Origin of the sequence: Pedobacter deserti, from assembly GCF_024436415.1 — a bacterium.
GTDB lineage: Bacteria > Bacteroidota > Bacteroidia > Sphingobacteriales > Sphingobacteriaceae > Pedobacter > Pedobacter faecalis.
This window is the reverse complement of record NZ_JAFMZQ010000001.1, coordinates 1326451-1348171: the sequence shown is the minus strand read 5'-3', so window position 1 is coordinate 1348171 and position 21721 is coordinate 1326451. Positions and strand designations below refer to the sequence as shown.

General features: G+C 47.7%; 23 protein-coding genes and 1 tRNA gene. 17 read left to right on the top strand and 7 right to left on the bottom strand.

From position 1 onward, the window contains the following. The first annotated feature begins 2 nt into the window (after positions 1-2). From J3P40_RS06015 to J3P40_RS06000, 4 genes are all read left to right on the top strand, one after another. Complete coding sequence (locus J3P40_RS06015; protein ID WP_256003802.1) at positions 3-722, top strand: pyridoxine 5'-phosphate synthase; 720 nt, start codon at positions 3-5, stop codon at positions 720-722. 51 nt (positions 723-773) lie between these two features. After that, complete coding sequence (gene gcvP, locus J3P40_RS06010) at positions 774-3650, top strand: aminomethyl-transferring glycine dehydrogenase (RefSeq protein ID WP_256003801.1); 2877 nt, start codon at positions 774-776, stop codon at positions 3648-3650. Between the two features lie 32 nt (positions 3651-3682). After that, entirely contained in the window at positions 3683-4273 is a 591-nt protein-coding gene (locus J3P40_RS06005; protein WP_256003800.1) for a YceI family protein, read from the top strand. Between the two features lie 80 nt (positions 4274-4353). Continuing rightward, the gene (locus tag J3P40_RS06000) at positions 4354-4755 is read left to right on the top strand and encodes a response regulator (protein WP_256003799.1); all 402 of its coding nucleotides are present in this window, start codon (positions 4354-4356) and stop codon (positions 4753-4755) included. A 7-nt stretch (positions 4756-4762) separates the two neighbouring features. Here J3P40_RS06000 and J3P40_RS05995 read toward each other — a convergent pair whose 3' ends face one another. Beyond that, on the bottom strand, positions 4763-5527 hold the full coding sequence (locus J3P40_RS05995; RefSeq protein ID WP_256003798.1) for an MBL fold metallo-hydrolase: 765 nt from the start codon (positions 5525-5527) through the stop codon (positions 4763-4765). A 73-nt stretch (positions 5528-5600) separates the two neighbouring features. On the opposite strand from J3P40_RS05995, the gene recJ reads away from it, so the two are divergent. From recJ to J3P40_RS05980, 3 genes are read left to right on the top strand one after another with little or no spacing between them, the layout of a single operon-like run. Then, positions 5601-7328, top strand: a complete 1728-nt coding sequence (gene recJ / locus J3P40_RS05990) for a single-stranded-DNA-specific exonuclease RecJ (protein ID WP_256003797.1) — start codon at positions 5601-5603, stop codon at positions 7326-7328. Continuing rightward, entirely contained in the window at positions 7312-8046 is a 735-nt protein-coding gene (gene lptB, locus J3P40_RS05985; protein WP_256003796.1) for an LPS export ABC transporter ATP-binding protein, read from the top strand. Before recJ ends, lptB begins: the two co-directional genes overlap by 17 nt. Before the next feature lie 10 nt (positions 8047-8056). Beyond that, positions 8057-9571 (top strand): GH3 auxin-responsive promoter family protein, encoded by a 1515-nt coding sequence (locus J3P40_RS05980; protein WP_256003795.1) that lies wholly within the window; start codon positions 8057-8059, stop codon positions 9569-9571. Between the two features lies 1 nt (position 9572). On the opposite strand, the gene J3P40_RS05975 is transcribed toward J3P40_RS05980, so the two are convergent. Next, positions 9573-10430 carry an alpha/beta hydrolase gene (locus J3P40_RS05975; RefSeq protein WP_256003794.1) on the bottom strand — a complete coding sequence of 286 codons (858 nt, stop codon included), beginning with the start codon at positions 10428-10430 and terminating at the stop codon, positions 9573-9575. A gap of 88 nt (positions 10431-10518) precedes the next feature. On the opposite strand from J3P40_RS05975, the gene J3P40_RS05970 reads away from it, so the two are divergent. Beyond that, positions 10519-12075, top strand: coding sequence for a PAS domain-containing sensor histidine kinase (locus J3P40_RS05970; RefSeq protein ID WP_256003792.1), 1557 nt, complete (start codon positions 10519-10521; stop codon positions 12073-12075). Between the two features lie 22 nt (positions 12076-12097). On the opposite strand, the gene J3P40_RS05965 is transcribed toward J3P40_RS05970, so the two are convergent. Beyond that, complete coding sequence (locus tag J3P40_RS05965) at positions 12098-13018, bottom strand: PfkB family carbohydrate kinase (RefSeq protein WP_256003790.1); 921 nt, start codon at positions 13016-13018, stop codon at positions 12098-12100. Between the two features lie 130 nt (positions 13019-13148). Between J3P40_RS05965 and J3P40_RS05960 the strand changes: the two genes are divergently transcribed. After that, positions 13149-13222, top strand: a tRNA-Asn gene (locus J3P40_RS05960). A 40-nt stretch (positions 13223-13262) separates the two neighbouring features. Here the strand turns inward: J3P40_RS05960 and dinB are convergent. Both dinB and J3P40_RS05950 read right to left on the bottom strand, forming a co-directional pair. After that, entirely contained in the window at positions 13263-14363 is a 1101-nt protein-coding gene (gene dinB, locus J3P40_RS05955; RefSeq protein ID WP_256003788.1) for a DNA polymerase IV, read from the bottom strand. A 19-nt stretch (positions 14364-14382) separates the two neighbouring features. Then, entirely contained in the window at positions 14383-14619 is a 237-nt protein-coding gene (locus tag J3P40_RS05950; RefSeq protein ID WP_256003786.1) for a cytochrome b5 domain-containing protein, read from the bottom strand. Between the two features lie 308 nt (positions 14620-14927). Between J3P40_RS05950 and J3P40_RS05945 the strand changes: the two genes are divergently transcribed. The 7 genes from J3P40_RS05945 (at position 14928) to arsB (ending at position 19482) form a co-directional block, all read left to right on the top strand. Further along, positions 14928-15938: a fasciclin domain-containing protein gene (locus tag J3P40_RS05945; RefSeq protein WP_256003784.1), complete on the top strand. Its 1011-nt coding sequence runs from the start codon at positions 14928-14930 to the stop codon at positions 15936-15938. 56 nt (positions 15939-15994) lie between these two features. After that, positions 15995-16564, top strand: coding sequence for an RNA polymerase sigma factor (locus J3P40_RS05940; protein WP_256003783.1), 570 nt, complete (start codon positions 15995-15997; stop codon positions 16562-16564). A gap of 77 nt (positions 16565-16641) precedes the next feature. Beyond that, positions 16642-16959 (top strand): ArsR/SmtB family transcription factor, encoded by a 318-nt coding sequence (locus J3P40_RS05935; protein ID WP_256003782.1) that lies wholly within the window; start codon positions 16642-16644, stop codon positions 16957-16959. A gap of 5 nt (positions 16960-16964) precedes the next feature. Next, positions 16965-17459 (top strand): SRPBCC family protein, encoded by a 495-nt coding sequence (locus tag J3P40_RS05930; RefSeq protein WP_256003781.1) that lies wholly within the window; start codon positions 16965-16967, stop codon positions 17457-17459. 86 nt (positions 17460-17545) lie between these two features. Further along, the gene (locus tag J3P40_RS05925; RefSeq protein ID WP_256003780.1) at positions 17546-17878 is read left to right on the top strand and encodes an ArsR/SmtB family transcription factor; all 333 of its coding nucleotides are present in this window, start codon (positions 17546-17548) and stop codon (positions 17876-17878) included. Between the two features lie 130 nt (positions 17879-18008). Then, positions 18009-18440 (top strand): arsenate reductase ArsC, encoded by a 432-nt coding sequence (locus J3P40_RS05920; RefSeq protein ID WP_256003777.1) that lies wholly within the window; start codon positions 18009-18011, stop codon positions 18438-18440. Further along, positions 18427-19482 (top strand): ACR3 family arsenite efflux transporter, encoded by a 1056-nt coding sequence (arsB, locus tag J3P40_RS05915; protein ID WP_256003774.1) that lies wholly within the window; start codon positions 18427-18429, stop codon positions 19480-19482. Before J3P40_RS05920 ends, arsB begins: the two co-directional genes overlap by 14 nt. A gap of 77 nt (positions 19483-19559) precedes the next feature. Here arsB and J3P40_RS05910 read toward each other — a convergent pair whose 3' ends face one another. Together J3P40_RS05910 and J3P40_RS05905 are read right to left on the bottom strand one after the other, a co-directional pair. Then, positions 19560-19931 carry a type II toxin-antitoxin system VapC family toxin gene (locus J3P40_RS05910; protein ID WP_256003772.1) on the bottom strand — a complete coding sequence of 124 codons (372 nt, stop codon included), beginning with the start codon at positions 19929-19931 and terminating at the stop codon, positions 19560-19562. Beyond that, a complete protein-coding gene (locus J3P40_RS05905; RefSeq protein WP_256003770.1) occupies positions 19925-20137 on the bottom strand; it encodes a hypothetical protein in 213 nt (70 codons plus the stop codon). The genes J3P40_RS05910 and J3P40_RS05905 overlap by 7 nt, the downstream gene beginning before the upstream one ends. 186 nt (positions 20138-20323) lie before the next feature. Here J3P40_RS05905 and J3P40_RS05900 point away from each other — a divergent pair, with 186 nt between their 5' ends. Continuing rightward, positions 20324-21634, top strand: a complete 1311-nt coding sequence (locus tag J3P40_RS05900) for a FecR family protein (protein WP_256003768.1) — start codon at positions 20324-20326, stop codon at positions 21632-21634. Positions 21635-21721 lie beyond the last annotated feature (87 nt).

Sequence of the window (21721 nt, the reverse complement as noted above, 5' to 3'; positions counted from 1 at the left end):
ACATGACAAAACTATCCGTAAACATCAACAAGATCGCCACGCTGCGCAACAGTCGCGGAGGCAACAATCCGGATCTGCTCAAGGTGGCGCTCGACTGTGAACGCTTCGGTGCCGAGGGCATCACGGTACATCCCCGCCCCGACGAGCGGCACATTCGCTACCAGGATGTGTACGACTTAAAAGCTGCCATTGTGACGGAGTTCAATATTGAAGGCAACTGCAGCGAGCAGAAGTTTGTCGACCTAGTACTGGCCAACAAACCAGCACAGGTAACGCTTGTTCCCGATGCAGAGGGCCAGATTACCTCCAATCATGGATGGGACACGGTAAAGCACAGGGATTATCTGAAAGAAATGGTTGCAGTCTTTCAAGCTGCCGGTATCAGGGTTTCCATTTTTGTTGATCCGGTAGTGGAAATGATAGAAGGCGCGGCAGTAACCGGGACCGACCGTATTGAATTATACACCGAAGCCTACGCGCACAATTACTACAACAACAGGGAGAAAGCCATACTACCTTACATCGCTGCTGCACATAAGGCCAGCGAACTCGGACTTGGCATTAATGCCGGGCATGATCTCGACCTGCACAACCTAAAGTATTTTGCTGCCAGTATCCCCGGACTCCTCGAAGTAAGTATCGGCCACGCGCTCATCAGCGACGCCCTTTACCTTGGCCTGGAAAATACCATTCAGCAGTATTTAAGACAGCTTAAGCCCTAGTGAGTTGCGGTATTTTTATTACCTTTGCGCAACTTTTATTCATAGATTTTCATGAACTTAAACATTCATTACCAAGAAGACTTTAAAGACCGTCACATCGCGCCAAATCAGAAGGACACAGAAGATATGCTCGCGACAATCGGCGTTGGCTCTGTAGACGAATTGATTGACCAGACCATCCCCGCCAAGATCAGGTTGAAACAACCATTAAACCTGCCCGCGGCAAAGTCTGAAACTGCCTATTTAAACAGCCTGAAGCAAACGGCCTCGTTAAACAAGGTGTTCAAATCTTATATCGGACAGGGCTATTACGATACGCTTACACCGGGCGTGATCTTGCGTAATGTTATGGAAAACCCGGGATGGTATACACAATATACCCCTTACCAGGCTGAAATCGCGCAAGGGCGTCTGCAGGCCTTGTTAAACTTCCAGACCATGGTTATCGACCTTACAGGAATGGAAATCGCGAACGCCTCCCTGCTTGATGAAGGCACCGCAGCGGCCGAAGCCATGTTTATGCAATACAGTCTGCGTAAAAATCAGCAGGCAACGAAGTTCTTTGTATCAGAACTCCTGTTTCCCCAGACCATCGATATTTTAAAAACAAGAGCCAACCCTTACGGCATCGAGCTGGTTATTGGCGACCACCTTACTTTTGAGCCAACCGACGCATTCTTTGGTGCTGCTATTCAGTACCCTGCCGGCAACGGGGAAGTATATGATTATACAGACTTTGCTCAGAAAGCTCACGCTCAAAACGTTAAAGTTACGGTAATCGCCGATCTGCTTAGCCTCACCCTGCTTACCCCTCCCGGAGAATGGGGAGCTGACGTTGTTGTAGGCACTACACAGCGCTTCGGTGTACCAATGGGTTTTGGCGGACCGCACGCTGCTTATTTTGCCACTAAAGAAGAATACAAACGCTCTATCCCAGGCCGGATCATCGGTGTTACCATAGACAGCAACAATAATTATGCATTACGCATGGCACTGCAGACCCGTGAGCAGCACATCCGTCGCGATAAGGCTACCTCTAATATCTGTACTGCACAAGCCCTGCTTGCCATCATGGCTGGCTTTTATGCTGTGTATCACGGACCAAAAGGCTTGCGCGCTATTGCTGAACGCACACACGGATTGGCCATTACGCTATCCCGTTCACTCGAAAAGATTGGGTATAAGCAACTCAACAAAGCTTATTTCGACACCGTACAGCTCGATTTGGGCGAGCTCGTCGACTCTATTCATCGTGAGTGCCTCGACAACGAGATCAATTTACACTACAATGGTAGTACCGTCACCATCGCGCTCGACGAGACCACCACTCCTGAAGATGTAAAACTGCTCGTTAAGCTCTTTGCCAAAGTGAAAGCCATTGCAGGGGATGCAGTGGAGCTGGCCGACCAGCAGCTTGCAACAGTAATACCTTCCTCGTTGCTGCGTACTTCCGAATATCTTACCCATCCCGTATTCAACTCGCACCATTCGGAGCACGAGATGCTGCGTTACATAAAATCACTGGAAAGCAAAGATCTTTCGCTTTGCCATTCAATGATCGCACTGGGTTCATGTACCATGAAGCTGAATGCTACAACCGAAATGATCCCTGTTACCTGGCCGGAATTCGGCAGGATACATCCTTTTGCCCCGGCAGACCAGGTTGCGGGCTACTATACGGTATTTAATGAGCTCGACAGATGGCTGAGTGAGATCACCGGTTTTGCGGCCATGAGCTTACAACCAAATGCAGGAGCACAAGGAGAGTATGCCGGACTGATGGTGATCAGGGCATATCATCAAGATCGCGGGGATGGGCACCGCAACATTGCCCTGATCCCTTCTTCTGCTCACGGAACCAACCCGGCTTCTGCGGCAATGGCCGGCATGAAGATCGTGGTGGTGAAGTCGCTCGAGAACGGCAACATCGACGTAGAAGACCTCAAGGCAAAAGCAGAGCAGCATAAAGAAAACCTGTCCTGTCTGATGGTTACCTACCCTTCTACACACGGTGTGTTTGAAGAAAGCATAATCGACATCTGTAACATCGTTCATGAGAACGGTGGGCAGGTGTATATGGATGGTGCAAACATGAACGCACAGGTCGGGCTTACAAGTCCGGCCAATATCGGCGCCGATGTTTGTCACCTTAACCTGCACAAAACCTTCTGTATACCACACGGCGGCGGAGGTCCGGGCATGGGCCCCATTGGTGTCGCTAAACACCTGGTACCATACCTGCCAGGACACGCCGTAGTGAATATCTACCAGGGCAAGTCCATCCATGCCGTATCATCTGCGCCATGGGGCTCAGCGTCTATCCTGATTATTTCACATGCTTACATCGCTATGATGGGCGCTGAAGGACTAACCAATGCTACCCGCTATGCGATTCTGAACGCGAACTATATGAAAGCCCGTTTGGAGCAGCATTATCCTGTTCTTTACAGCGGTGCCAACGGAAGATGCGCACACGAAATGATCCTCGACTGCCGCAGCTTTAAAAACCTGGGCATCGAAGTGGTAGATATCGCCAAACGCCTAATGGACTATGGTTTCCATGCACCTACCGTTTCCTTCCCTGTAGCCGGCACACTAATGGTTGAGCCAACAGAAAGTGAACCTAAGCATGAGCTCGACCGTTTCTGCGACGCACTGATCGCTATAAAAGGGGAAATCGACCTGATCGCGTCAGGCGAATCTGACAAGGCGGACAACCCGTTAAAGAACGCACCGCACACTGCTACCGTAGTTACGGGCAACGCATGGGAGCATGCTTACAGCAGACAAACAGCAGCATTTCCGCTGCCTTACGTCGCTGCCTACAAGTTCTGGCCATCAGTTGGTCGTGTAAACGATTCGTATGGCGACAGGTCATTGGTTTGCGCTTGTCTGCCAATTGAAAGTTATGAAGAAACTTATGCTTAACTTAGGGGTAGAATAAACCATTAAAAGACAATATGAAACTAAAAACCACATCCTTGGCGCTTCTACTCGTTGCGTTCATTTCCACCGCTTTTGTAAAACCGGTTGCTAAGCCAGTATCGTATACAGTAGATACAGAAAAATCTTCTATCACATGGGTAGGAAAGAAGCTGACCGGCGGTCATAATGGCACTATTGCCCTTCAATCAGGCAGCCTGCTGTTCGACGGGAAGAAGCTTTCAGGCGGAAACTTTGTGATCGATATGACAACCATCAAAGATGCGGATAAGAGTGAGCGGCTCGAAGGCCACTTAAAGGCTGATGACTTTTTCGGCGTCGACAAATTCGCCACCTCTACCTTTGCTATCAAGAAGCTGGCCCAGTCGGGCAACAAGGTGAATATCACCGGCAACCTGACCATCAAGGGTGTTACCCAGTCCATCACCTTCCCGGCAACAATCGCCTGGAATAGCGATGGAACCGTTACTGCCGTAGCAGAGAAGATTGTGGTCGACCGCACCAAGTTTGGCATCAAATATCGTTCTAAAGGTATGTTCCCTGATGTGGGCGATAAAATGATCTATGACGAGTTTGAGCTTGCCGTCAAACTGGTAGCCAAAAAGTAATACACAAGATAAATTAAATCCCCTGTCTATAAAAAGGCAGGGGATTTTCTTATCTTAGTACACACACAGGATGACACCATATGACAGAAAACAAGATTCATCTTCTCGCCATTGATGATGACGATATTAACATATTCATTATAAAAAAGATACTCGAGAAAACCGGCTTTGAAGTAAGCTTTTCCTCGAGCAGCAACGGGCAGGAGGCATTTGATTATCTTTCAGGCCTGATATCGTCGGGCAGTACCTTCCCGCAACTTATCCTGGTCGATATTAACATGCCTGTACTCAACGGCTGGGATTTTTTGTCGGCCTACGAAAAGCTGGATGCCCCTAAAAATGTCCACATCTATATGCTATCCTCCTCTGTATACGAGAATGACATTGAAAAGGCGAAGTCATTCAGAACAGTAAAGGGCTTTATCTCCAAACCGCTTTCTATAGACCGACTCTCCGAACTGCTGCGTCTTATAGATTTTTAGCCCTTACTTACCGAATGCTGAACTGTCCGTCCTGCAGTGAGACAAAACCAGTAGTGCGCGACTTACCATGATAGAACAGACAGTTCCAGTGCTCGCTGGCAGCACGGGTACCAAACGCTTCACGTAGTTCCATCGCTTTCCTTCCGTCAAAATCATACTTGGCAATAAACTTTCTGAGCAGCTCCTCCGGCTCGGGAAGAACATCTCCCCCGAAAAATACTTTGTCTCCAGCTTCCTCCAACAGGAACACCTGATGATATGGCGTGTGGGCTCCCGTCAACTCATAACTGATCTTGTCAGTCAGCCTTCCCGATCCTTCCACAAACTTCAGCTGGGCATTTCGCTGCAGAAATTCGAATATCTCCGTCTTATACGATGAAGACGGACTTGTAAAAGCGCTCTCCCACTCACCCTGCTGTATTACATAGGTCGCATGCGGAAAGCTCAGTTCCATCTCCTCGCCTCGCCAATGAACCATGCCACCCGAGTGGTCGAAATGCAGGTGCGACATAAGTACAAGATCCACGTCGTCGGGACTAAAGCCAGCCTTTCTGATGTTTTCATGCAACAACATTACCCCGCTGTCATCACTATATCCCAGGCCCGTATCAATCAGCACCAGGCGCTCATCAAGTTTAACTAGAAAAGGCTGGACATGTATAAATAACGAGGCAGGACGGTCTTTTGGATTATCCTTTTTTGGATCAAACGGTATAAATTTCTTATCAGCAGCTACAGAGTAGGAACCCTCAAACAAAGTAAAAACTTCCAATGGCTTAATATTAGTTGGAACAAAAGATTAATGATATCTTTACGATATCGAACGCAAAGATAAGGAAACCTGAATGGAAAAAAGATGGGTACGGGCAGCGAACGCAGATACAACGCTTTCAAAATCTCTGGCACAGGAGCTTAATATCGACGACAGTCTGGCCCAGGTTCTTGTCCAGCGCGGAGTCACCACATTTGAAGAAGCCCGCAGCTATTTTAAGCCGGAATTATCCAGACTGCACGATCCTTTCCTAATGAGAGAGATGGACCAGGCTGTCAACAGAATAGACCTTGCACTTGCGAGTTCAGAGAAAATCCTGGTGTATGGCGACTACGACGTAGACGGGACCACGGCCGTAGCGCTGGTCTACAGTTTCCTCAGCGGGCTAACACAGCGTGTCGATTACTATATACCCGACCGCCACAAGGAAGGGTACGGCATATCCACAGCGGGCATCGACTATGCATCAGCCCAGGGCTTCAGCCTTATCATAGCGCTGGATTGCGGAATAAAGTCCGTAGATAAGATTGACTACGCAAACAAGCTTGGCATTGACTTCATCGTTTGTGATCACCACACCCCCGGCGAGGAACTGCCAGACGCAATAGCCGTCCTGGATCCCAAGCGGGCCGACTGCAATTACCCGTTCAAGGAGCTTTCGGGATGCGGGATCGGTTTTAAACTGGCTCAGGCTTACAGTTTAAGACATGGCTTGCCAGAAAGCCGTTACCTGTGCTACCTCGATCTGGTGATGGTTAGCATAGCGGCCGATATTGTACCCATCGTTGGCGAAAACAGGGTACTGGCACATCACGGATTGCTTCGGCTGAACGATGATCCCTGCACCGGGCTCAAAGCATTGATGGAAGTATCGGGGCGACCAAAACCCTTTACGATCACGGATGTAGTCTTTTCTCTCGCACCACGAATTAACGCTGCCGGACGCATGGATCATGGTCGCCATGCCGTAGACATGCTGATCTGCACCGAGGAGACAACGGCAAGAGAACGGAGTCAGTTTATAGATAGCCACAATGCCGACCGCAAAAACTCAGACAAAAGCATCACCGCCGAAGCACTAGAACTTATTGCCGATTGTCAGATCCTGACCAGCAAAAAAACCACTGTTGTTTACAACCAGGCCTGGAACAAGGGCGTCATCGGCATTGTAGCATCGCGGCTGATTGAAAACTACTACCGCCCCACCATTGTGCTAACTGCCTCGAACGGCATGCTGACCGGTTCGGCACGCTCGGTGGAAGGTTTCGATCTGTATGAAGCACTACTGCGCTGCGAAGATCTGCTGGAACAGTTTGGCGGCCATAAGTTTGCCGCGGGACTTACACTGAGGCCCGAAAAAATGCAAGCCTTTTCTGAGCGCTTTGAGGAAGTTGTGAGCCAGACTATCACAGAAAGCATGCTTTGTCCGGAACTGAAAATAGATGCTCAGATCTCCTTCTCTCAAATCACGCCAAAGTTCCAGCGCATCATTGGCAGAATGGAACCCTTTGGTCCGCACAACCCTGCACCCCTGTTCATGACCAATCAGGTATATATCGTGTACCCTCCTAAGGTCGTCGGCACAAAACATTTGAAATTGACGCTAAAACAACAAAATTCCATTATTTTTGAAGGGATAGCATTCGGCCTTGCCGGGTACGAGCATATTTTACAACCAAATCAGCCGTTTTCTGTTTGTTATACAATTGAAGAAAATGTCTGGCGGGGCGAAAGGCGCCTGCAACTAAATATTAAGGCTATTAAAATGGATAACCATAACCTCGATGATATTACGAGCTGAGAACCTGATCAAGAAATATAAACAGCGGACTGTAGTTAACGACGTGTCCTTTAACGTTAGTCAGGGCGAAATCGTAGGCTTGCTGGGCCCTAACGGCGCCGGAAAAACCACCTCATTTTATATGATCGTTGGCCTTATTAAACCCAATGAAGGCCATATCTATCTGGAAGACCAAGACATTACGAGCGACCCGATGTACCGTCGCGCCCAGAAAGGCATCGGCTACCTTGCACAAGAGGCATCCGTTTTCAGGAAGCTTTCGGTGGAAGACAACATCATGGCCATTCTCGAAATGACCAGCATGGGTAAAGAAGAGAGACACGAAAAACTGGAAGAACTGATCAGCGAGTTCAGTCTGCACAAGGTCCGCAAGAACCGCGGCGACCTCCTGTCGGGAGGTGAGCGGCGCAGAACCGAGATCGCAAGGGCACTTGCCGCAAGTCCTAACTTCATACTGCTCGACGAGCCTTTTGCCGGGGTAGACCCCATCGCGGTAGAGGAAATACAGACCATCGTCGCCAAACTGAAAGAAAAAAATATCGGGATACTGATCACCGACCACAATGTTCAGGAAACGCTATCTATAACCGACCGCGCCTATCTGCTTTTCGAAGGAAAAATCCTCGAATCGGGCACACCTGAAGTACTGGCCGCAAACGAGATGGTGAGACGGGTATACCTCGGCTCAAATTTTGTTTTACGCAGTAAAACCTTATAATCCCTAAACAATGGCTATTGTTAACTCAATCTTTACCTGGTATATGAAAAAGCGCGTTCATCAGATCGAGCTTTTCATTAAATATCCTCATGATGTGCAACAGGAGTGGTTCCAAAAACTGATTTCGCAGGCAGAGGATACAGAATGGGGAGAAAAGTACGGGTACCGTTCCATCGAAACCCCTAAGCAGTTTAAAGAACGCGTGCCGCTGCAAAACTACGACACTCTGAAGCCATACATTGAACGCATGCTCAAGGGAGAGCAAAACATTTTATGGCCCTCAGAGATTAAATGGTTTGCCAAGTCGTCGGGCACCACGAGCGACCGCAGCAAATTTATCCCTGTTTCGGAAGAATCTCTGAACGACTGCCACTTCAAAGGTGGAAAAGACATGCTTTCGATTTTCTGCAATAACCGGCCCAACAATCAGATATTTACAGGTAAGGGACTGGTTCTCGGCGGAAGTCACCAGATCAACCAGTTGAATAGCGACTCCTACTACGGTGACCTGTCTGCAGTACTGATCAAAAACCTGCCCGTGTGGGCCGAATACTATCGTACGCCAAACATCTCTATTGCCCTGATGGACAACTACGAGGAGAAAATCGAGAAAATGGCGGAAGCTACCATCAAAGAGAATGTCACCAATATCGCCGGCGTACCTACTTGGACCATCGTTCTTGCCAAAAAGGTTCTGGAGATTACAGGCAAAAGCAACCTCCTCGAGATATGGCCAAACCTGGAGCTTTACATCCACGGTGCAGTGAACTTTAAACCCTATAAAGAACAGTTTAAAGAACTCATCCCATCAGCAGGCATGTACTATCTCGAAACATACAACGCCTCCGAGGGTTTCTTTGGCATACAGGACGAAGTCAATTCCGATGAAATGCTTCTCATGCTCGATTACGGTATTTATTATGAGTTCCTGCCTATCGAAAACCTGGAAGATGAACAACCGGCTACCCTTTCGCTGGACGAGGTCGAGATCGGTAAAAATTACGCAATCATTATATCTACCAACGGCGGACTCTGGCGGTATATGATCGGCGACACCGTACAATTCACTAATCTTTCCCCATACCGTATCCGGATTACCGGTCGTACAAAACATTTCATAAACGCATTCGGCGAAGAAGTGATCATCGATAATGCAGAACAAGCCATATGTCGGGCCTGCGACGCTACAAATGCCGTGTTTAAGGATTACACCGCCTGCCCTATTTATTTTTCCGGCAATGAAGCAGGCGGACATGAATGGATCATTGAATTCGATCAGCAGCCCAACGACTTCGAGAAGTTTATCGATGTGCTCGACGAAACTTTAAGGGCTGTAAACTCAGACTATGATGCCAAGCGCTTCAAAGACATGGCGCTGAAGCGGCCCAAGGTGCACAATGCCCCATGCAATACCTTTTACAACTGGTTGAAATCGAAAGGAAAATTAGGCGGGCAACACAAAGTTCCACGACTTTCCAACGACAGGAAACACGTAGAAGAAATCCTGCCGCTGCTCGGCATATAGCTTAGCGCGGTAAGGCGCGCGACTTAGCCTTCAGGTCCGTGATCCGCTTCACCTCATTCAGCAAAAGCGGAAAAGCGGGGTATGCCATATTATGCCCATAACCGTCCAGCTCAAATAGTACCGTCTCTTTGTGGCCGGTAAGCTTCATCATTCTGGCCATGTAAGCGTTCTCCTCATAGCGACCAAGCATCTCCATCTCACGATTACCCGTAATAAGCAGCATCGGCGGCGCATCGCCGCGCACATGGTATAGCGGAGCAAAACGGTCTACAATAGGCTGTGTTTCCGCAATTTTACTTTCGTTGCGTATGGTGAAATGCGTTATACACTGTCCGCTGAACGGGATAAGGCCCGCAATCCTATTTGCATCGATGCCATAAGGTTTAAGGTAATCCTTGTTTAGCCCAACCATCATGGCCAGGTAAGCACCCGCCGAGTGGCCCGACACAAAGATCAGGCTATCCGAGCCGCCATACCTGCCAATATTTTTAAAAGTCCAGGCTATGGCCGCAGCCGCGTCTTCAATAATGGAAGCACCCTTAGCCTGTGGCGACAAGCGGTAGGTGACACCCACCACCGCCAGTCCCTTCTCTTTCAAAGCATCAGGAATCTCAATATTGCCCCCGGTCAGTCCCCCGCCATGAAACCATATTACAGTTCCATAATTCTTGCGGTTGGCCGGGTAATACACAGAAAGCTTACATCTGGAAGCGAGATAGCTATCGGCTTTAATCCGCGCATCATCGTAATAACCAATTTCCTTATCCGCTTTGTACAACGTTTTATCCTGGGCATGCAAATAAACGACACCAGATCCGTAAAAGAATGTGATCAAAAAAGCGCAAACAAAAAGTCTCATATAGGCTATCAGGGAAATAGGGTTAGACATATTAGCTAAACGAATATATCAATAATTAATTCAATTGCCGTAAATTTACCCATCTGCTATGGAACAATTTCTCACCAATCCGCTTTTCCAAGCCCTTTTCAATTCACCCGTGCCACGCATCATCGTGATGGCAAACGCACCGGAATTCACCATACTCATCAGCAACGACGCCCATAAGTCAGTGACTAATCTGGTTGGCCGCAACATTACCGGCAAGTCGGTTTGGGAAATATTCGATCCCAACGAAGCCGGCGGCGACGGTGGCATTTTGCTCAAAGACGCGCTGACAGAAGCGCAGCAGACGAATAAAACGATACTGATGCCGCCATTCAGGTATGACATGAACGCACCCGACGGAAAAGGTATGGTTGAGAAATGGTGGCAATTGGAAATCATGCCTATCGGTGGCGACGATACCACACCAGAGTACCTGCTCACCACAACAAACAGCATCACAGATCAGGTATTTAAAGAGCGGGAACGGGAAGAGTTCAGGCTCGAACTGGAAAAACTCGTAGAGGAACGCACACACAATCTGGAACGCGCCTATGAACAGGTACACCTCTCAAAACTGGCAGCACAGCTAGGTACGTTTGATATGGACCTCGTGCGTGGACACATGGAGTGGGATGCCCGATGCCGTGAACTGTTCGGTATTGCGCACAACGCTGAGGTTACTTATGAGAAAGACTTCCTGTCCGGGTTGCACCCCGACGATCGCGTACGGATTACGACAATCATCGACAAACTCTTCCGCATGGAGATCAGTGACGGCATCTACGACGTAGAATATCGGACGATCGGCGCCGAAGATAACCGGCTGAGGTGGGTGCGTGCCAAAGGCAAAGTGTATTTCGACGGCGTCGGACAGCCCATGCGCTTCATCGGTTCCGTGCTCGACATCACAGATCAAAAACATGAAGAACAACTGAGAAACGATTTCATCGCCATAGCCAGCCACGAACTAAAAACGCCCCTCACCTCCTTACAGGGCTACATACAATACTTGTACAGAAAGGCACGAAAATCGGAAGACCATTCCAACCTGCCTGTGCTAAGTCAGGCCGAGAAGCAGGTCATCAAGATGTCTAAAATGATCAACGGCTTCCTCAACTTATCGCGACTAGAGTCGGGAAAGCTCCACCTGAACCTGTCGGAAGTGCCTGTAATGAACCTGATCGAAGAAGTTGTTGCCGACGTAACGCTCGCGGAACCTGATATTAACATCCTGATTGCCCGAGAGACCAGGGCGACCGCAGTGGCCGACCCAGACAAAATAGCCCACGTGATACTTAACCTGCTTACCAACGCAGTAAAGTATGCGGAGAAAGAAAAACCGGTGACGATAAGCTGCGACGCCGATGACGAGCAGGTAACTGTTAGCGTAAGAGATGAAGGGATCGGCATTAATCCTTCAGACCAGGAGCGGATATTCGACCGCTTTCATCGTGCCGGAAATCCGGAAACTAACTTCGTCTCCGGATTCGGCATCGGATTATATCTAAGCCGGGAGATTGTCATGCTCCACGGAGGTAACATTTGGGTCGACAGTCAGCCAGGAGCAGGCTCTACCTTTTCGTTCAGCATCCCCCTCGCGGGCCCGCCCCAGCGTTAGAGTAATACCCGATAGTATCCCCTTAGCCCTCTATAGTAAACGAACTTAGACTCACGAACTGCTGCACCCTCGCAGCAACTTCTTCCTGAGTTAGATTCAGAATCCGCTCCGTGCCGAATTTCTCCACGCAGAAAGAAGCGAGTGCAGAGCCGAAAATGATCGCGTTCTTCATATTCGTGAAGTTGATCGTACCCACCTTAGCCAGATAACCTATAAAGCCGCCCGCAAAAGTGTCACCCGCGCCGGTCGGATCAAAAACCTCAGCCAAAGGAAGCGCAGGTGCCGAGAAAATCTTATCCTCGTGGAACAGCAAAGCACCATGTTCACCTTTCTTGATGATCAGGTACTTAGGGCCCATCTCCAGGATTTTCGAAGCTGCCTTCACCAGCGAGTACTCGCCAGACAACTGCCGGGCCTCGGCATCATTAATGGTAAGCACATCGACCATACGGATGGTCTCCTTCAGATCATCCATCATAATATCCATCCAGAAGTTCATCGTATCCAGCACAATAAGTCTAGGACGATGGTTAAGCCTGTTAATGACAGTTTGCTGCACAAGCGGGGTTAAATTTCCCAGCATCAGGTATTCACAGTCCTGATAACTGTCGGGAATAACCGGATCAAAATTTTCAAGCACGTTAAGTTCCGTGGCAAGCGTATCGCGGCTATTCATGTCATTATGATAGCGGCCAGACCAGAAGAAAGACTTCTCCCCCTCTTTAATCTGCAATCCCTCTATGTCAATTCCATGCTCGGTAAATTTATTAATGTTATCCTGACCGAAATCCTCTCCCACCACACCAACAATTTTAACCTTGTCGTAGAAATAAGAAGCGGCTAAACTGGCATAGGTAGCAGCGCCCCCAACAATTTTATCCGTTTTACCAAATGGTGTCTCCAACGCGTCGAAAGCAACAGTTCCTATGATTATCAGGCTCATATATTTTTTTATAAAATTTTTCGTTGCAAATATTGCATAAATAATTTAAAACCCCTAATATTGCAGTCCCAAAACAACGGAGCGAATATCTCTCCAACGCTTAAACAAAGCGGTTTTGGTAACCGGACACTCCCGAATAGCTCAGCCGGTTAGAGCATCTGACTGTTAATCAGAGGGTCGCTGGTTCGAGCCCAGCTTCGGGAGCAAAAAGGCAAGCACGTTTTACGGTCGCTTGCCTTTTTTATTAAAACTCCAGCTCTAATTGGTCTGGATCTACAAATCCCTTTCCTGAAAGCCTTGGCTGGTTTGGAACAAACTCACCGAAATTAGAAAGCGAAATCCCCAAAAGCCGTACCGCCTTACCGTCAATCTGCGCCTCATCCAGCAACTCCATGGCCGTTTGCAGGATCGTGGAAAAATCGCGAACCGCCACAGGTAACGACTTGCTCCGGGTAATGAGCTTGAAATCACTAAACTTGATCTTCAGCGTAATTGTACGTCCTTTTAAGCTTTGCCGTTCCAGACGCTGCGACACCGAATAAGCAATCTTATCAAGCTGAGTGTACATCTCCTGGGTGGTCGTGAGGTCGTACGAAAAAGTATCTTCGGTGCCGGACGACTTAGGCTCCCGGTGTGTGCGGACCGGCCTATCGTCCAGTCCGCGTACAATATTGTAATAAAACGCGCCCGACTTCCCGAAATACCGGGTCATGTCTTCCTGCGACAACGCCTTCAGATCTGCCCCCGTGTGCAAACCCATGCTCTGCATCTTCTTGGCCGTTACCTTTCCCACCCCATAAAACTTCTCCACGGGCAACTGCTCCATAAAAGCCTCAATCTTAGACGGCCCGATAAATGTAAGTCCGTCGGGTTTATTAATATCAGAAGCCACCTTGGCAACAAACTTAGAGGTAGACACCCCAGCTGAAGCGGTCAGATTAAGCTCTGTCTTTATCGCCTGTTTAATCTGTTTAGCAATTTCCAGCGCAGAACCGATGTTTAGCTTGTCGGTCGTAACATCCAGATAGGCCTCATCGAGCGAAAGCGGTTCAATCAGATCAGTATACCGTCTGAATATTTCGCGAATGTGGGCAGAGACGGATTTGTACACCTCAAAACGCGGCTTTACAAAGACCACTTCCGCACAAAGCTGAAGCGCCTGCCTGGCCGGCATAGCCGATTTAATACCATACTTTCTGGCTTCATAGCTCGCCGCCGCCACCACGCCCCTCCCGCTCGGCGAACCGCCGACCACCACAGGCTTGCCCTTCAGCTCAGGGAAATCACGCTGTTCCACCGACGCATAAAAGGCATCCATATCCACATGAATAATCTTCCTGGACATGCCAATAAAATTAGCAAAATTATTCCTTCAGCACACCAATTACTGTAAAACGTTCAAAAACCGACTCAGTATGTGGCGCATCAGGCAGTTCGTCGGTCAAGTCCTGCCCAGCCCAGTGCTCATAATGCTTCCCATTGCGCCAAAGGCGACTTTCAGACACATCGTAGATCAAACCCCGGTATGCTACCCAAATCTGAGGTTTATCCTGACCATTTCGTAATGCAAGCTGATTTTTTGTATATTTGGGCAATTCCATTGGGGTAAAAGTAAAGTTTTACCATCATATATTCCCAAATACTACGGGAATCAAGGATCGAACAGGCACTGGTAAAGCCCTGCCTTAGATCATGCCACCTATCAAGATAACAACAAAGACGTAACACGGACGGCGTTCGGTCGCCCTGTAGCGCGTCAACCCCCAGGGTAACCCTATAATCATATTGAAGCGAACAGGTGTTGCTACAAAGGCAGGACTAAAGCAGTGGCACAGATCGCCGGGCAGCAAGGCTGACTTTTGGACTTATAAAAGAAATTTGTTAGTATTGATCGCATAAACGATTCCTCATGAAACGCTCTATACTATTCCTCGGCCTGGCAATATTATTTGGTACGGGCTGCAATAAACCAGCGCCGACTCTCCCCTACAACATGAGAGATCCGAAGGTAATGATACAGACTGTGGTAAAGGGTTTGGCAGGAGCCGACAGCGTACGGATTTTCAGAGAGGCCTTGAGTAACCTCAGCCTATCCGCCGAGGAAACTGCAGACGGAATAACGGTATTGCCTCCGCTAAACGGAGAAATGGCTCAAGGCAATATGGTAGGCAGGGAAGCTGGAAACCTTACAGAGCTCACTGCCAACGCCCTTAAGGACCATATCATAAAAGGCGTATACAACCAGTACGAATTGCATAATGGCAGGACTTTCACCACTTTAAGCGGCAAAACCCTTAAGATAAGCAGACGTGCCGATACCGTATGGATAAACGGTATACAAGTGGGTCGCAAACAAGCGGTGTTGACCGACGACCAGGCCATACATATCATCAAACGGGCCATAACCCCATCCAATACCAACGACCCGCTGGAAACGACAACTTTCGACATTACCGTGTGGGACAGCAGCGAATGGAGCCCGCAGCACCCGAAAGGAAAAACCGTAGAGGGCGCCCTGGTGGAACTTTATAAAACCCAGCTGGATTTCACGGCCGGCAAAGTGGCCTACAAGACACTGACCGGGAACAATGGCCTAGCCCACTTTCCGAAATTAAAACCCGGACGCTATTACGTCCATGCTGAAATAGCCGGAAAAAGTAACGTATGGGTGAAAAGAACATACGAAGGCCCGATCCTGGCAGGACCTGCCATTAAGGGAATTTTTCAGTCGGACGCCGAGGCCGCAGGGGCACCCACGCAGGAAGGGCCAGTTGCCGGAAACCTGAGGTGGATAGACTTAAATGGCGATAATAAGATCGACGTTAGCGATTACTTTTCGATGCCATACGAAAGCTTTGAGACGATAGACGGCTTAACGCGGAAGGCCGACATTACGATAGGGAAATATCTTAATCGCTAGCATTGGCCTACCGGCATATGTATGCTTTTCATTAACTTAGACGCAACTTGTCAGTTTTGAAAACCTACAGCGGATATACCGAGCAGGAACTTGTTGCCTTGCTTACGCAGGGCGATGAGGCTGCGTATACTGAGATTTACAATCGGTACGAGGCCCTGGTGTATACGTTTACTTACAAGCGTACCGATGATAAGGAAGAAGCCAGGGATATCGTCCATGAGGTTTTCCTGTACCTCTGGGAACAGCGGCAAAGCCTGCATTTTACCAACGGGATACTTCCATTCATTTATACTTCTGTCAAAAACAAAATCCTGAACCGAATAAAGCATAAAACAGTGTCGGCCAGGTATCTGGATGCCTTTCAAAGCTACCTGGAGTTTAATGACAACAGTGCCGATCACCTGCTGAGGCATAAGGAACTGGCCGCATTGATTGAGAAAGAGATCGCTGCCCTGCCCACTAAAATGCGGCAGGTGTTTGAGCTGAGCCGCAATACCAATTACACCCGAAAGGAAATTGCCGCTGCATTGGAAATTTCAGAAGAAACGGTAAAGAGCCATATGCACCATGCGCTTAAGATCTTGAAAGCGAAGTTGGGTTCGCTGATGTTGCTCGTGTTTATGTGAGCTAGAAAAGTTATTTCTGAAAAACGTTTGCACAACCAAATGGCTGTATTTATATTTGGCAACCATTTGGTTGTATTATGATAGAAAGAAGAGATGTTTTTCAGGCTATTGCCGATCCGACGAGGCGGATGATCATTACCAAGTTATCGCACGGAGCGCTAAACATTGGGCAGATTGGTGAAGATTTTGGTATGAGCAGGCAGGCAATTGCTAAGCACATCAAGATTCTGAATGAATGCGGGATCGTATCGATGAAGCAGCGGGGACGCGAGCAGGTGTGCGAAGCCAAACTGGAAAAGCTGGATGAAGTGACCGACTGGGTGAGCGAATCGCGGAAGGTGTGGAAGCAGCGGTTTGACAAGCTCGACAAATTCCTTGAAACAATTAAAAAATAACGGATATGAACAAAGTAACCGATATGAACGCTGAGAAGAAAGAACTCTTTATTACGCACTTGTTTAACGCGCCTGTCGAGCTGGTGTTTCGGGCATGGACCGATGCCGAACAATTAAAACAGTGGTATGCGCCCGATGGCTGCACGGTTGAATTTAAAAACCTGGATGTGCGCGAGGGCGGGCATTTCCTGTCCTGCATCCATGACCCGGTGTATGGAGAATGCTGGGTTAAGGGTGTTTACCTGGAAGTGGTGCCTAACGAAAAACTCGTGCAAACGATGGTGATGTCGGACGAGAACGGCAATTCTGTAAGTTCAGTTGATGCCGGGAAAGTAGAAGACTGGCCGGAAGAGCAGGTTACGACAATTACGTTTGAGGCGGTTGGTATGCAGACAAAAGTTTCAATTCATCAAACAGTTTCGGAAGAGAAAGCGAAAGAGACAGGTGCTTATCAAAGCTGGATCAAGATGCTGAAGAAGCTTGAGGGATTGGTTGGGTAAGCTCCTCATCAACCATTCTCGATAATCTAAATTTTATTTGGAACGTTAATTTGTTAATCGTAATATTGCGATGGATATATTTGAATATGGGAGCGACAAAAACCGACTTATTTACCAAAGAGCAGAATGAGATGGCTGCGATGGCGAAAGCCTTGGCGCATCCTGCGCGTATAGCCATATTGCAATACTTGGTCAAAAAGAATGTCTGCTTTACCGGTACGCTGGTTGAAGAACTGGGACTTGCTCAGGCTACGACATCGCAACACTTGAAAGAACTGAAGAACGCAGGAATTATTCAGGGAAACATTGAGGGAACAAGCGTTTGTTACTGTATCGACGCTAAAATCTGGAAGCAGTATAAAGCGCTTTTTAATAGCTTTTTTGGGGATATCGAAATCAAGGAACAGAATTGTTGTTAAAAAAATTTGAATTTATTAATCGTAATATTACAATAAAGAAATCTAGCTATGGAAGCACTGACATGGGAAATATTTAAAGCACAGCTGCGGTCAAATAGAGAACTGGATTCAAAACTTATCAATAAACAATATGAAGAAAATTTTAGTACTGTGTACGGGCAATAGTTGCCGTAGCCAGTTGGCGGAAGGCTATCTGCGCCACTTTGCGGGAGACAAAGCGGAGATTTACAGTGCGGGTGTAGAAACACATGGGGTGAACCCGCGCGCCGTTGCAACGATGAAGGAAGATGGGATTGATATATCGGGCCATACTTCCAACAATATGGATGAATATCGCGACATTGATTTTGATTTTGTGATTACCGTGTGTGACAATGCAAAGGAACGTTGTCCCTTCTTTCCATCTAAAGCACAGAAATTTCACCATAATTTCCCTGATCCGGCAAAGGCCACAGGTACAGAGGCGGAGATTATGGAGCAGTTTAGGTCGGTACGGGAGCAGATAAAGGCGTACAGCCGGGAATTTGTGAAGCAAAACATCGCCTCATATGAGCGCCAATAATTGCAGTCCCGCAGCAGAGCGAAAGCGTCTGAGTTTTTTAGACAGGTATCTGACGCTGTGGATTTTCCTGGCTATGGTTGTCGGTGTGGCCCTGGGCTATTTCATGCCTTCATCTGCGGTGTGGATAAACAGCTATAGCAGCGGCACAACGAATATACCGCTGGCGATAGGGCTGATCCTGATGATGTACCCCCCACTGGCTAAGGTGAAGTATGAGCATATTGGCAAGGTGTTCCGCAACTTTAAAGTACTGGGCACTTCCCTGGTGCTGAACTGGGTAGTTGGACCGGTGCTGATGTTTGTGCTGGCGCTGCTTTTCCTGAATGGTTACCCTGAGTATATGACCGGACTGATCCTGATCGGACTGGCCCGCTGCATTGCTATGGTGGTAGTCTGGAATGAACTGGCCGAAGGGAACCGGGAATATGCCGCCGGTCTGATTGCTTTGAATAGCATTTTCCAGGTATTGTTGTACAGCATATATGCTTATGTGTTCATCACCTTACTGCCGCCCTTGTTTGGCGTGACTGGTCTGGATGTGCATATTACCATTGCGGAGATCGCCACAAGTGTGGGTATCTATCTGGGGATTCCTTTTGCAGCAGGTGTGATTAGCCGGTATGCATTAATCGCATTAAAAGGTGAAGAATGGTATCAGGATCGTTTCATCCCGTTAATTTCACCCATAACGCTGATCGCCTTGCTGTTTACCATTATCGTGATGTTCAGTTTAAAGGGTGAGCTTATTGTACAGTTGCCCATGGATGTATTTCGCATTGCTGTACCGCTGGTGATCTACTTTGCGCTGATGTTTGTGGTGAGCTTTTTTGCTGGCAAAAAAGTGGGCGCTGACTATTCCCAGAGCGCATCTATTGCCTTTACCGCTGCCGGCAATAACTTTGAACTGGCCATTGCGGTGGCTATCGGGGTTTTCGGGATCAATAGCGGGCAGGCTTTTGTCGGGATTATAGGGCCATTGGTAGAAGTACCCGCGCTCATTGCTTTGGTGAACCTGGCTTTCTGGTTCAGGAAGCGGTATTAAGCGCAAGCTGAACCAGGGGTGATTAACTTCTTTTGATAGCAGGGTTTTATGTCGATGATGACTTAACAGATAATCTGTTAAAAAATTTTCAGCTCTTCAATTCTCTTGAAGTGCTTCTTATTTAAAGTAACAAGCGGAAGATCATTCACTAAACAAGTTGCAGCTATGAAAATGTCTCTGAATTCAATCATTTTGTTGCTTAATCTCAATCGATGATAAATTTTTGCCGCTTCTAACGATGCGAGGTCATTAAAAGGAAGCACAGACAAGTCCTCTGTGATCGTATTCACTATATTTTCTTTTTCTGGTGAGGTTGCTCCCATGTGCAACTCATACAAAGAAACAGAAGTTATAAATAATTCGGCATCAACCGGTAAATTATATAAGGTTGTTTTAAGTTTATTCTTTGATCTAATGTGCTCGATTATAATCCCGGTGTCAATTACCATTGCTCCAACTTCAGATTATTAAACGATTTCTTTGCATCTTCAAATGACTTTAAATCTTCATCAGACAGAACTGGAATCTTCAATAACTTTTCCTTATAGGTAGGGGTAGTCGACTGCTTTACTTGAATAGTAACGCCTAATCCTTTCAGAATTTGCTTGACAAGTGTGCTTTTATTATCCGGGATATTTATCGTCAATGTTTCCATAAGATATTTTCAGATATGCTAATTTACGAATAAACTCACAAATAACAACATAACCCCAAGTTTGAAGAAGAAGAGCTATTGAAAGATGTTATTGATAACAGCTGCAAATTTTTTTCATTTTCTTTTCACCCTTAGGGCGGGCTTAGTTGTCATGTATATGAATTGCCGGAAAAAGGCGATGGTTATATGGATAATAAGCGTGCAAAAGAACTGATTGAAAGCTATAAAGCGGGGACGGCGACGCCGGAGGAGCTTGGTGTGATTGAGAAATGGATCATGCTGGGTACGGTGCGGGAGATGGACCTGAGCGAGGCGGAGCTGCAGGCTGAATTGAAAATTATCCGTAGTCGTTTGCCTTTGAGCACTGTTATAGCAGTTGGTAATGAAACTGATAATGCGATTAGAAGTGTTAATAGTAATGCGTTTAGTAGTGCAACTGGTGATGCAGGTAATGCGCCAGCACAGGAAGCTGGGGAGGCCGGTGCGAATATAAAACTATGGCCTAAGTTTAGGATTGCAGCAAGCATAGCAGCAGCGGTGGCGACGATTGTGTTCGGCATTTGGTTCTTTAACTATCGCGGGGATCGTGATGCCGGGGCTACGAAAGATCTCCTGACTTATGCAAATGATATAGCGCCTGGGCAATATGGTGCAACCATAACACTGGCAAATGGAAAGACTATCGTGCTCGACAGTGCGAAGGCTGGTGTGGTGGTTGGGAAGGCACTTACTTATAATGATGGTACTGAGGTGTCGTCATCTGGAATTGGGGAACCGCCATCCCGAACCGAAGGGAGGGATTTCTTGAATGGCAAGGGCAAGAGGTCTCCCGACGGGTCGGGACAAGTTCTCGGTTCCCTCGAGATGACGGCAAGTACTGCCCGGGGGCAAACATACCAAATTACACTGCCAGACGGAACGAGGGTCTGGTTGAACGCTGCTTCGAAGATCGAATTTCCCGCCTCGTTCGCAGGGTTAGTCAAGCGGGAAGTTCGATTAAGTGGCGAAGCCTACTTTGAAGTTTTCAGAAATAAAAAGCAACCTTTTGTAGTAACCTCCAAAAATTTGAGCACTGGCAGCGAACAGCAGGTCGAAGTACTTGGTACGCATTTCAATATTAACACCTATGCCGAGGTGATTGCCACTACCCTACTGGAAGGCAGTGTGCGGGTAAACGACATGGTTATGCTGAAGCCTAACGAACAGTTGTTGCAGAAAACCGATGGCAGCATTGACATATTAGAGGCCGATGCCACGAAAGTACTGGCCTGGAAGGCCGGAGATTTCCGGTTTAGCGACGATAGCATCACCGAGGTGATGGATCAGTTGGCCCGCTGGTACAATATAGAGGTAGTGTACAAAGGGCCGAAACCAACAGAGCGTTTTACCGCAGCCATATCCAGAAACAAGAACATTAGCCAGATCCTGAACGTGCTGGCCAAAACCAAAGCAGTGCGATTTGCAATCAATGGAAAGACGGTTACCGTAACTAAATAAATAATCAACAAACCAAAACCAAACCACATGAAAAGACTCTACAAAAACGACCCTTAATCATCATCCATAAAGAACAAAGGCCGGGAG